9 protein-coding genes are annotated in these 12,920 nt (G+C 34.4%); 6 read left to right on the forward strand and 3 right to left on the reverse strand.

All coding sequences use genetic code 11. The features are described from left to right. Nucleotides 1–20 precede the first annotated feature (20 nt). Nucleotides 21–1,256 carry a DHHW family protein gene (locus HZF24_RS07540; RefSeq protein ID WP_179237684.1) on the reverse strand — a complete coding sequence of 412 codons (1,236 nt, stop codon included), beginning with the start codon at nucleotides 1,254–1,256 and terminating at the stop codon, nucleotides 21–23. A 294-nt stretch (nucleotides 1,257–1,550) separates the two neighbouring features. On the opposite strand from HZF24_RS07540, the gene HZF24_RS07545 reads away from it, so the two are divergent. From HZF24_RS07545 to HZF24_RS07570, 6 genes are all read left to right on the forward strand, one after another. Further along, a complete protein-coding gene (locus HZF24_RS07545) occupies nucleotides 1,551–3,416 on the forward strand; it encodes a sigma 54-interacting transcriptional regulator (RefSeq protein ID WP_179237685.1) in 1,866 nt (621 codons plus the stop codon). Between the two features lie 186 nt (nucleotides 3,417–3,602). Continuing rightward, nucleotides 3,603–4,640 (forward strand): threonine aldolase family protein, encoded by a 1,038-nt coding sequence (locus HZF24_RS07550; protein ID WP_179237686.1) that lies wholly within the window; start codon nucleotides 3,603–3,605, stop codon nucleotides 4,638–4,640. A 102-nt stretch (nucleotides 4,641–4,742) separates the two neighbouring features. Then, on the forward strand, nucleotides 4,743–5,972 hold the full coding sequence (locus HZF24_RS07555) for a dicarboxylate/amino acid:cation symporter (protein ID WP_179237687.1): 1,230 nt from the start codon (nucleotides 4,743–4,745) through the stop codon (nucleotides 5,970–5,972). Nucleotides 5,973–6,361: 389 nt separating this feature from the next. Next, nucleotides 6,362–7,783, forward strand: coding sequence for a sigma-54 interaction domain-containing protein (locus HZF24_RS07560; protein ID WP_246345990.1), 1,422 nt, complete (start codon nucleotides 6,362–6,364; stop codon nucleotides 7,781–7,783). Nucleotides 7,784–7,962: 179 nt separating this feature from the next. Then, nucleotides 7,963–9,126, forward strand: coding sequence for an alanine dehydrogenase (locus tag HZF24_RS07565; RefSeq protein ID WP_179237689.1), 1,164 nt, complete (start codon nucleotides 7,963–7,965; stop codon nucleotides 9,124–9,126). Nucleotides 9,127–9,135: 9 nt separating this feature from the next. Beyond that, nucleotides 9,136–10,545, forward strand: a complete 1,410-nt coding sequence (locus HZF24_RS07570; protein WP_179237690.1) for a Na+/H+ antiporter NhaC family protein — start codon at nucleotides 9,136–9,138, stop codon at nucleotides 10,543–10,545. Between the two features lie 222 nt (nucleotides 10,546–10,767). Here the strand turns inward: HZF24_RS07570 and HZF24_RS07575 are convergent, their stop codons facing one another. Together HZF24_RS07575 and HZF24_RS07580 are read right to left on the reverse strand one after the other, a co-directional pair. Further along, nucleotides 10,768–12,135, reverse strand: a complete 1,368-nt coding sequence (locus tag HZF24_RS07575; RefSeq protein WP_179237691.1) for an MATE family efflux transporter — start codon at nucleotides 12,133–12,135, stop codon at nucleotides 10,768–10,770. Between the two features lie 494 nt (nucleotides 12,136–12,629). After that, on the reverse strand, nucleotides 12,630–12,920 hold a 291-nt coding region (locus HZF24_RS07580), incomplete at its 5' end, for a winged helix-turn-helix domain-containing protein (RefSeq protein ID WP_179237692.1).

Below are 12,920 nucleotides of genomic sequence, written 5' to 3' on the forward strand. Positions count from 1 at the left end.
TTTACCTCCTTCATAAAATATTAATTTGCCACCGCAGCTTTTATTGCAGTTGAACTAACAACATTAACCGTTCCCATATCACCTAACATCTGAGAAAACACAGGCAATTGCAGCACTGTTGAATAGTTAATTATAAGTATCTCATCAATTTTATTTTCTTCTATCAGATCATAAATATTATAATTGAAGTAACGAGGATCGGCTATGAAAATATCACCATAATGAGGTATAAGAAACGGGATAAAAGCATTACCGTAAGAATCCTTTATCACTAATATTTTTTTCTCTGTCTGAGAATCTACTTCAATATGTGAAAAAGCAGCATCTCCGCCCATGAAAACAGAATATTTTCTGCTGTGCTCGAAATATGACGGAAAAACAATCTGATTTGAACTCCATGATGTTTCATCCCTGTTTATTGCTGAATATTTAATCGGCAACAAAGGATTGTAATACCATATATCATCTAAATTATTTTCCAATCTTTCATTTTGAGTCATATTGTATATGGAGCCGAGATATTTATTTTCCGAATCTATTTTTTCATATTTCTCTAATGGTACGGGTTCCTCTTTTTTAGTCTTAATAAATGATTCATATGCTCTATATGCTCCTAATCCGGTCCAATGATGATCTGTTTTGAAATATAGGTATTCATCCTTATTTGCCTCTATATTTGAATATGCATCCACCGTTATAACCTTATTATTCATATTTGAATAAGCATATTGGATCCCATCTTTTTGCGAATCACTCAAGTCACTGTATTCATCAGGCATATTAAATTCACTGGATGTTGGTGCAATGAGATTATATATTTTTACATCACTGCCTAAGTTTGCAGCATATTTATTAATCGAATCTATGTAAACATTTGCATTATACTTACTAAATTTGAACTTTTCATAGCCTACACTGTTTATTATTACAAAATTACCCACATGTTCAGGTGTATGCTCTATAGGTAAATCATTTCCTATAATGTCATCTTCTGTCTCAGAGACGCTGTCATTTCCGGATTCAGTTGATTCATCTTCTTTCAGCTCATCATCCGACTCTTCTATTTCATCTGTATTAACTATATTTTCATTTGTTTCACTGTTCTTAAAAGCTATTTCATCACTCAAAGTTTCTTTATTTAAATCATTAATAACTGTTTCATTTGCAACATCATTTTCAATTGTAGATACATGCTTAGTACTATAAATGATTAATACTAAAATTAAACTGATTACTATAAATGCACTTATTAACACTATTTTTCTTGAAACGATAATACCTCATCTCCCCATGCTCAGTTTATTTTCTGATATTTCACGCCTAAATTATAGCATAATTATGTAAATTATTCAATTTAATTAGTCATAAACCTGTTAACCATTGTTAAGTCTTCGGAAAGGGTCCTCTTACACTAATATTAATACTCCTTAACTCTTACCTATGTATGTTAGGCTGCTTTACGCTTCAGAAACTTTTCATTCCAATTTACTGACAAGATGATATATAATAATAGATAATTGTATGAATTAATATAATAAGGAGAACGAGTAATGCCACACATTTATTATGCTGCATATAATGAAGATCTTATACCGCTTACAATTCAAATATTTAAGGACTTAGGCAAAGATGTAGGGGCAATGGTATACGACCATCAAAACCCTCAAAAGTTACTTGAAACCGGAGCTAAGGTGTTTTTATCGCGCGGAGATACTGCAAACAGAATAAGAAGCAAATTAGATGTTCCGGTGGTTGAAATACCTATACCGTTTGATGATATGATAAAATGTCTGTTAGAAGCAAGTAAAATGGGTAAAAACATAGGCGTAGTCGGTTATAATAATTTGTTAAGCGGCTTAGAACTGTTAAACCCATTACTTAACATTAATATTAAACAAGTATTTGCAAACAATCCTGAGGAAATGCTGAACAAAATATTGCAGCTTAAAAACGAGGGAATAGATGTAATAGTTGGTGGTATCTATCAAACAAATGTAGCAAAAAAATTAAACATAAAAAATGTCAGAATTGATTTTAGTCATAAGGCATTAGAATACGCTTATAATGAAGCTGAATTTATACTTGAAACCATCCTGTTAAACAACAGAAAAAACGAAGAATTAAAAGCAATATTAGATACAACCAAGGAAGGATATATAGCAATTGACAAAAAAGGTATTATCACTTTAATTAACCAAACTTCATTAAAACTAATTTCAAATGATGTATCACCTCTTATAGGTACTCCCTTAATCGATGTTTTTCCCGAGTTAAAACATCTTATGGACATTGTGAATACAGGCGAAGAATCTTTGCAAGACATTGTCCGTATAAACGAAACCGACGTGTTATGTAATATGATTCCGCTAAAACATAATAAAAATGAAGTTATTGGTGCAATTGCTACATTTAATGACATATATACCATAACCAAGGGCGAAAGAAAAATAAGAAATAAAATTTTAAACAAAGGATTTTATGCAACTTATAAATTTACAGATATAAAATACACAAGCAGATCAATAAAAGAATGCATTTCTAATGCTAAAAAATTTGCTGTAAGTGATTCTACCGTATTAATACTTGGAGAAACAGGTGTCGGAAAAGAGTTGTTTGCACAAAGTATTCATAATGAAAGCTATAGAAAACATGGACCTTTCGTAGCAATTAACTGCGCCTCACTTCCTGAAAATATATTAGAAAGCGAATTGTTTGGTTATGAAGAAGGTGCTTTTACCGGTGCTAAGAAAAATGGCAAGGAGGGCTTATTCGAATTAGCTCATAACGGCACTATTTTTTTAGATGAAATTAGTGAAATGCCATTGAGCTTACAAGCGAGGTTTTTGAGAGTTTTACAAGAAAGAAAAGTTATGAGATTAGGCAGTGATCAGATTATTCCAATTAATGTCAGAGTTATCTCAGCAACAAATAAAGATATTAAGAACCTTGTTTATAGCAAAAAGTTTAGAGATGACTTGTTTTATAGATTAAATGTTCTAACCTTAAATATTCCACCTTTAAGAGATAGAAAAGATGACATAAATGTACTCATTAATAATTTTTGCAAAACATATATAAAAAATAGAAATATTAGCATTCAAAATGATGCAATTGATATATTAAAGGATTACAAATGGCCCGGAAATATAAGACAACTAAAAAATTTCATTGAAAAATTAAGCATTATAAGTAATTCCAATATAATAAACGCTCAAATCGTAAAAAATATGATAAGCAGCGAACCAGAGTTCGAGACAACTGATTATACTAATAAAATTATTAAAATACCAATAACGAAAGAGGAAGTTTATGAAGCATTAAGTATATCCAACGGAAATAAAATGGAAGCTGCTAATATGCTTGGAGTTCATAGAAGTACACTTTGGCGGCTAATGAAAAAATATGATTTATGTTAAATATGTCGCATCGACGTCGTATATGTTTCGAACGAAACATATGCGACGTCGATTTTTAACAAACAATACTATATTTTCATTTATAGAAATACGTTTTTGTGGGTTAATACTAATATATACTTAAGACGTTATGTTTTATGGCATCATTATTGCATTGTTATACATTACAAGAAAGGAGAAAATGATATGATTGACTTAAGAAGCGATACTCTAACTATACCAGATGATGAAATGTTAAAAACTATTTTATCTGCTAAGCTTGGTGACGACGGAAGAGTTGACGAAAATGGAAGAGGCGAGGATTTATCTGTTAATGAATTAGAAGATATTGCCGCAAGATTAACAGGAAAAGATGAAGGAGTACTTTTTTCTTCGGGGACTTTAGCGAACACTGCAGCTATATTAACTTATTGCAGCCCGGGAGATAAAGTACTGGTTGATGAAATTTTGCACATTTATAAAAGCGAAAAGGTTGTTTTCGAAAAAAGTGTCGGTCAACTGATACCGGTTCTTTATAAGCTAAACGAAAAAAGCAAACCGGATACACAACATTTAAGACAACTGATGGAAGAAAATGATATTAAATTATTATGTATTGAAAATACTCATAATTTTTCCGGTGGTGTATGCTTAGATGCAAATGATTTAAAAGAAATATATGACTTAGCTAAAGAATTTAATATTCATGTTCATATGGACGGAGCCAGGTTATTTAATGCAACAGCCAGCCTAAACGTTGATCCGAAGGATTTATGCAAATATGTTGACTCATTAATGTTTTGCATATCAAAAGGCTTGGGTGCTCCAATTGGGTCTCTTTTATGCGGAAACAACAATTTTATAAAAAAACTTAGGCAGAAGAGGAAGCTACTGGGCGGAAACATGAGGCAGGCAGGTGTGATTGCTGCTCCAGGTATTCATGCCTTAAAACACAATATCGAAAAATTAAAAGAAGACAATGAAAATGCAAAATACGTCAGCGAAGGAATTAAAGATTTGAAGAAAATAAAGGTCCAAGATAAAGTACAAAGCAATATCGTTATGTTGGATGTAAGCAACACAGGAATGTCTCCTGAAGAATATTGCGAAGCAGCTAGAAAAAAAGGGTTGAAGATAAGACCTGTATTGGAAAATAAAGTCCGTTTAGTATTTTATAACGGAATTAATCGCAAGGATGCGGATGAGGTTATTAAAATTATCAGAGATATAGATAAGTCTATGTAATTCATAAAAAATATCGTCTCTGCGCTAATTACGGATATCTTTAATAGTTACTCATGATGTAAATTTAAAATTATAAAAATTATATGGAAAGGTAGTGATTTTATGAAGATTTTCGGCAAAAAGATAGGCCTAACTACTCAAGTTTTTTTAGCAATGATATTAGGAGCAATATTTGGACTAGTCATAGGTGAACCAATGACTAAGGTTGGATTCATAGGTGACATATGGTTAAATATGATTAAAATGATAGTAGTTCCTATGGTTATTGTAACTATTGTTACAGGTATCGTATCACAAAAAGACATTAAATCCTTAGGACGAATCAGTTTCAGAATAATGGCTTATTATGTTGTAACTACATTGATTGCAGCTGCTATAGGTATAATTGTTGCATCAATAATCAAGCCCGGCAATATTGCCAACTTTACAGGCTTAGCTTCAAAGGAGGTTGTAGCTGGCAGCGACATAACCATGGAGGATTTCTTCTTAAGCATGTTTTCATCTAATATGTTTAAGTCATTCTCAGACGGTAACATATTACAAACACTTATAATTTCTGTATTGATAGGTATAGCTATATTAAGAATGAAAACAGAAAATATGAAGACCACGATAGTAAATGGATTTAATTCATTGAGTGAAATGGTGTTTTCTCTGATAGGCATGATAATGATAGCATCTCCTATAGGGGTATTTTTCCTTATGGCCGATTCCTTTGCTACATATGGAGCCGGTATTTTTACAAGTATGGCAACACTGGCAGGAACATATTACTTTGCTTGTATAGTACACATCGTATTTATTTACGGTGGGTTTTTATGGATTAAAGCAGGCGTAAACCCAATCCGATTTATTAAAGACAGTGCTGAATTATGGATTTATACTATATCTACTTGTAGCAGTGTTGCCTCTATTCCTGTAAATATAAAGGTTGCAAAAGAAAAGTTTGGTGTTTCCGAAAGCATTTCAGGATTTACAGTTCCTTTAGGTTCTCAGATGAACTACGACGGAAGTGTATTGCTTTACGGAGTCGTAATAGTATTCATAAGTCAAGTAGTTGGTGTTCCTTTAAGCATAGGTACAATGCTTAAAGTTATTTTACTATCTGCTATCTTTTCAACCGGCGGAGGAGGAATACCCGGAAGCGGCATTGTCAAACTGTTAGTTATGGTTGAAGCCTTTGGTCTGCCAACAGAGATAGTAGGAATCATCGCAGCTTTCTATAGATTGTTTGATATGGGTACTACAACAAATAACTGTTTAGGAGACTTGGCAGGCACGATCTTTGTTTCAAAGCTAGAAGAAAAATCAGCTGCCAAAGCTGCAAACTAATAAGTTTTAGCATTTATATAATAATTACACCACCATAATTATCTTTAAAACAGCTGATAAGAACAACTCTTATCAGCTGTTTTTGCATTAAGAAGTCAAATAATTGAATTTCTACAACAGCTATAAACATTGATAGGTAGCAGTAATAATATTATATTTTAGATAAAGTCCAGAATTATAGTGTTCATTTTTCTCTAATATGCTGTATAATGCTGTTAAGAGTATTCTTACAATGGCGATGATTGCTTTATTGAAGAAGGTAAGGACTATTTGCAACGGTAACACATGAAGGACACAAGATTGTCATATCCGCAGAAATTATAAAACTACCGGCAATAAAATCATGTTCGAATAAAATTATATAGCAGGAGAAAAGCAGTATGGAGCTTATGAAAAATTTATTTAACAATAAAGGTTATATTGATGGAATTACTATTATAGACTTGGAGGGTGAAATTTTATTTACTGCAAAGTTTAACAACAAGCTGAATTCTAAGGCTGACGAAAATTACGAAGTCGTTGGCAAAAATTTCCTTGAAGTCTATGAAAATCTGGATGAAAATACAAGCAGTACATATCAGTCAATGATTCACGGAGTACCTTTTTATGTTGAAAATCAAACTCTCAAATCAACCGACAGAGTTCCTATAAAAATTACATCTCTATCTATACCTATCAAATCAAGCAGCAAAATTGTAGGTGCTATTGATTTATCTGTGAGTGAGTATGAAAAAGATGTTAAGGATGAAATTGAAATAGATACCGATTTATACGAAAGAAATTTCAGATCAAAAATAGCAGAAGCGTCGTCCGGGGGCAAAACTGTAAACAAATTGGATTTAAGAGAAAGTCGTGCAAGCTTTGTTACTGAGAATATAATTACTGATGACACACGTATGAAGGAATTGAAAAAGTATATTAAGGTTGCGGCTAACTGCAATCTACCAACCTTAATAAGCGGAGAAACGGGTACCGGCAAAGAAATGTTTGCTCATGCTATACATAACGAGAGCCTGCGCAGAGACAAGCCGTTTATAGCTCAAAACTGCGCAGCTATACCTGAAAACCTATTGGAGAGCATATTGTTCGGAACATCAAAGGGTGCATTTACCGGAGCGGTGGATAACATAGGATTATTAGAGCTGGCCGAGGGCGGAACTATATTTTTAGACGAAGTCAATTCAATGCCTTCACACTTGCAGTCAAAGCTATTAAGAGTTTTGCAGGACGGCACCTTCAGGAGTATTGGCTCAAAAGAAGAAAAAGTAGTTGATGTCAAGGTGATTGCAGCCATTAACGAGGATCCGGTGATGGCGATAGAAAAAGGCACTATGCGCAAGGATATTTATTACAGACTGAGCGCAATAAGCTTCAATATTCCTCCCTTGAGGGAGCGTAAGGATGACATCCCCCTATTGACCAGCTATATTGTATCTAAATATAATAAGACATTTAACAAGAATATAAAGTATGTTTCCACCAATCTTTATAAAAAGCTATATGAATATGACTGGCCGGGTAATGTCAGAGAATTGGAGAATGTGCTGATTTATGGTCTCAGCATGGTAAATAGCACAAGTGAGAGTTTGGATTTTTCAGATATTGAAGGAAAATTCAACTATATGCTGAACATAAACAATGAATCAAATATTAAATTAGAGCCTCTTGTAACAATGGTTGATAAGTATGAAAGCGCAATAATAGAAAAGGTATTAATAAATACAGGCTACAATGTGACAAAGGCTGCTAATATATTGAAAATACCAAGACAAACATTACAGAGAAAATCAAAAAAATTTAATCTTATTTAATAAATTGCCCGTAAACGAGCAGACCGTTGCTCATTTACGGGCAATATTAATGTTTTACAAGTGCATTTTTGTTTTAATTCTACCATAACTAATGAAATTTCAACCTTTTTACAAATATCCTTCTTGGCATGAATAATGCATGTGCTAAATCAAGACAAAATAATTAAGGAGGCAGTAATTTGATTTTTGGTGTATTGAAAGATATTAAGAATGGTGAGTTCAGGGTTATAGCTACACCATCTGAGGTTGCAAGCATATGTGGTGACGGTCATAAGGTATTAGTGCAAAAGAATGCCGGCGCAAAAGCCGGATTTTCAGATGAAGAATACGTGAGTGTTGGTGCTGAAATGGTTGAAACAATGAAAGAAATGTATGATAGGTGTGATTTCGTTGCTAAAGTAAAAGAAATAGAGCATTCTGAGTACAATTTACTCAGAGAAAACCAAATTATATTTACCTGCATCCATCCTGCTGCTCACAGTGAAGAAGTTCAAGCGCTATTGGATAAAAAGGTAATTGCATTTACAGCAGAAGATTCGCATCGATACGGTTCGCCTAACTGCGAAGCAGCAGGAAAACAGGGTGCCTTAATGGGTCTTGAATCTCTTTTATCCATAAATGGCGGAAACGGGAAGTTTGTAAGCGGACTTGCAGGCGCTCCGGGCATAAAGGCTCTTGTACTTGGTGGCGGAATAGTCGGCAGAAATGCTCTTCAGGTTCTTCAATCTTTAGGAGCATGGGTTACTGTAATGGATATTAATATTGCAACTTTAAGAGATATAGGAAAAATGTATGATGAAAAGGTAAATACAGTCATATCAACAAAATACAATCTCAAGAAACTTCTTCCTGAGATGGATTTAGTAATCAACTGTGTAAAGTGGCCAAAGGGAAGCAATGAGTTTCTGATTGACAGGGAAATGGTAAAGTCAATGCAAAGAGGTTCTGTAATTGTAGATATCAGCAACGATTACGGTGTAATAGAAACATTCCGTGAAACAACACATGAAAAGCCAAGATATACAGAGGAAGGAGTTGTTCATTACTGTGTTGGAAATATTCCCGGAGCAATTGCAAATTCAACATCTGTAGCTTACGCAGCATCCGTCTTGCCTCACCTTAGAAATATTATGAATTTGGGAGTCGAAGAAGCATGTATCAGAGATGGATACTTAAGAAGGAGCCTGACTACATACAAGGGATATTTGACACACGAAGAAACAAGTGCTCTTCAGAACAGACCATGGATAAGACCGGAGGACATACTTAATATAGCGGATAAAGATTTGAATCCGGCACCGTCGGCAACCGTAACGAAATCTAATAATATAATTACAATCTAGGAGGAAGAAATGGAAGAAGTAGTAAACATGGGATTTATATCAATTATACCGTCACTTTTGGCAATTGCGCTTGCTTTTACTACCAGAAATACTGTTGTATCACTTGCTTTTGCTTGTTTAGTTGGTACACTTATCGCAGGACAAGGCTTATTGGGATTTCCAACATTATTAAAAACAAGCTTGGGAACAACAAGCTTTTCATGGGTAATGCTTTTAAATACGTTTATTGCAATATTAGTTGCCTTTTTCCAAAAAACGGGGGCAATACAAGGTTTTTCTCAATATATCCAAAGTAAAAATTTAAGCAGGAAAGCTGTACAGCTTGTTGCTTGGTTGTTAGGCGGCTTTGTATATTTCTCTGACTCCTTCAGCCCATTATTTGTCGGAACAACAATGAGAAGTATATCTGACAAGGCAAAGATTTCAAGGGAAAAATTATCGTATATAGCGGATTCAGGTGCTGCACCGGTTAGCGTCATGGTTCCTATAACAGGGTGGGCAGCATATCTTAGCGGGCTTGCTATAGGTGTAGGTGCTATAGCAACTCAGGAAGATGCAATGAGATTATTTATCAAAGCAATACCATTTAACTTTTACGCACTGATTACAGTTGTTTTTGTCGGCTTGATAGCCGCAGGTATAATAAAGGATTTCGGGCCTATGAAAAAGGCTGAAGAAAGAGCTATGAACGAAGGAAAGGTACTTCGGGACGGAGCCGAGCCATTGATCGGTAAAGAACTAACTGAAATGGAAGCTTATCAGGGTATACAGCAAAGAGTATTTTTAAACTTTGTTCTTCCGGTTATAATGATTATGTCCATAGCAATTGGAACGTATATTCATTTAAAATCTGCAAAAACAATGGAAGCATTTTTATTTGTAGTAATATTTATGAGTGTAAGCATGTTCATTCAGGGTATACCATTTAAGGAAATTATGAATGCCATAACAGATGGAGTCAAGGGCGCAGTTCCAGCTATAATGATATTAGCTCTTGCATATTCAATCAATTCACTAAGCAAGACTATGGGAACCGCAAATTACATTATTTCTGTTACTGAAGGATTTTTAAGTCCTCAGCTATTACCGGCAATAATATTTTTAATTGCGGCAGTAACGGCATTCGCTACCGGAACATCATGGGGTACTTTTGCTATATGCATGCCTATAGCACTTCCGCTGGCATTTAATTTTTCAGGAGGCGAGGTTACGCCATTGGTAGTTGCTTGTTTTGCTGCAGTAGCAGGTGGAGGGGTTTTCGGAGACCATTGTTCGCCTCTGTCAGATACAACTATACTTGCATCAACCGGCGCCGCAGCCGACCATATAGATCATGTTAATACGCAATTACCTTACGCATTGATCTGTGGATTATTGTCCATTATAGCATATCTGACAATAGGGTTTATGAGTGTTTAGTTTTATCAGTCTTTTTTATAATCAAAACATAAAAATATTTTTAAATCCCACAGCAAGATGAGCTGTGGGATTTTTAAGGAAAGCACTTCTTCCGCTTCTTTTCTTGTTATTAGTCCGGTTAATTTAATGAATTTCATTATCTTTTATATTTAACACGTGACTTGAATCAAACCTAACACATTATACTAATTTATTCAATAATTTTATTTTCATTAGCGTTTATTATTTTATTATTACCGGCTCATTGACGCTGATTTCCCATTTATGACTATTATATCGAAACATAAAGAAAATTGTTCTGACAAACCAGTCTATAACCATTGCTACCCATACTCCGAACACTCCCATGCCAACGTATTTAGCCAATATAAGACCGAAGCCTATCCTGAAAATCCACATGGAACCTACTCCCACGAGCATGGTGTAACGCACATCATTAGATGCCCTTAACGTGTTGGGGAGGGTAAATGACAATGGCCATATAAAGCATGCGCTAATGTTATGAAATATTATAATCTGGCTTGTTATAGCAGTCGTTTCCTTTGACAAGTGAAATATATCCAATATATATGGACATGCAAATATTATTGTCACATTCAAAACAATCATTGAAATGTATGCATACATCAACAATTTTTTTGTATAATACCTTACTTGTCCATAATCACCGGCACCTACACATTGGCTTACTACGGTTACCAATCCTAATCCCACTGCCATGCCCGGGATTATACCAAATGATATAACTGTATTTCCTATCGCATTTGCTGTTATGGATGATGTTCCGAATCCGGCAACAACACTGAGCAGCAATATCTTTCCAAGCTGGAACATGCTGTTTTCAATACCGTTCGGTATGCCTATGTGTAATATATTTTTAACCATTTCTTTATTGTACTTGTATCTGAATTTCTTGCTTATGTGTACAACAAGACTTTGATTCCTGAGCAAAGCAACTATTATAATTGCAGCAACCGCCCTTGAAACAAGTGTCGGAATGGCAACACCTTCAACTCCTCTGTGAAATCCATATATCAACAAAGCGTTTCCACCCACATTTATAATGTTCATTATGAGCGAAGTAATCATTGTTATCCTTGAATTACCCATAGACCTGAAGAGTGCCGCCCCGCTGCTGTAAATAGCAATAAAAGGAATGCTTGCAAATACTATGAGCATGTATGTGTTTGAATGAGCGGCAACATCCGGCTCAATAGCGCCAAAAACTACACTTAATATAAGGCCTCTACTTAAATACATGATTATCATTACAACCAATGAAATCAATGTTACAAATACCAAAAGCTGCTCTCCGGCTTCTGATGCTTTTTCACTGTTACCTCTTCCTATATGTTGACCTGCCACAACTGCTCCACCGGTTGCCAGTGCCGCAAAAATATTTATCAATAAAATATTTATTGAATCTACGAGAGACACCGCAGAAACCGCACTTTCACCTACGCTTGCAACCATCAGAGAGTCTGCCATACCTACTGCCACAGCAAGAAGCTGCTCAATCATGAGGGGAAATACCAGCCTCAACAAATCTTTATTTGTAAATAAATAATTCTCATTTGATACTTTTTCCATATCTATACCTATCCTTCAATCATTCATTATAGCTTACTTGTAAAAGCTGCAAATCAAAAGCATAAAAAAATCCCTCCAAATAAACATTCAGAATGGATACCATTTCTTAATACTTTCAAAATCAATCAGCCCATCTTATTCAAACCATTATAATCCCTATTAAATTTATAAGTCAATTGCATTTTTGAATGATAACGTATCGAATTTCAATATGAAATATTTTAAACACACAATATCATTAATTTTAAATATATTTGTACCATTTCTTTATTTTAGAATCATGAAAATTCCAGACGATTTAACTATTCAAAAAGAATCCCACAAGATAAATTGGCTTTTCTAAGCCTGTAATCCTGTGGGTTTTGCTTGCTTTTTGTTCATGGGGCTAATATTAGCTATTTCCCGATTGACTCTTTGATATTACCACAAAATCATAATTTGCGGCCAGAGTCTTAGATATTTTGAAATGCAATAAGGATTATTTTATTTATTATTTATTCAGTTATCTTCCAATATCCAGCTGTATCCGAACCAACTCGGGCAATAAGATTTTCGTCTTGAAGCATTTTCATATTTCTTCTTATTGTCCTAGTAGTTTTGTTCATTTTTTCACTTATCTCTGCCTGAGTAATATATTTATCTTGCTTAATAAGGTTAATGATTTTCTTTTGAGTGTTATTGAGCTTAATAGTTTCTTCACGGACATTCTCACGGACATTCTCACGGACATTCTCACGGACATTCTCACGGACATTCTCACGGACATTCTCACGGACATTCTCACG

Source organism: Sedimentibacter hydroxybenzoicus DSM 7310 (assembly GCF_013403245.1).
Lineage (GTDB): Bacteria > Bacillota > Clostridia > Tissierellales > Sedimentibacteraceae > Sedimentibacter > Sedimentibacter hydroxybenzoicus.

Excerpts from the sequence above, each read along its gene's own strand:
- HZF24_RS07545 (WP_179237685.1), top strand. The coding sequence starts at position 1,551 with ATGCCACACATTTATTATGCTGCATATAATGAAGATCTTATACCGCTT.
- HZF24_RS07550 (WP_179237686.1), top strand. The coding sequence starts at position 3,603 with ATGATTGACTTAAGAAGCGATACTCTAACTATACCAGATGATGAAATG.
- HZF24_RS07555 (WP_179237687.1), top strand. The coding sequence starts at position 4,743 with ATGAAGATTTTCGGCAAAAAGATAGGCCTAACTACTCAAGTTTTTTTA.
- HZF24_RS07560 (WP_246345990.1), top strand. The coding sequence starts at position 6,362 with ATGAAAAATTTATTTAACAATAAAGGTTATATTGATGGAATTACTATT.
- HZF24_RS07570 (WP_179237690.1), top strand. The coding sequence starts at position 9,136 with ATGGAAGAAGTAGTAAACATGGGATTTATATCAATTATACCGTCACTT.
- HZF24_RS07575 (WP_179237691.1), bottom strand. The coding sequence starts at position 12,135 with ATGGAAAAAGTATCAAATGAGAATTATTTATTTACAAATAAAGATTTG.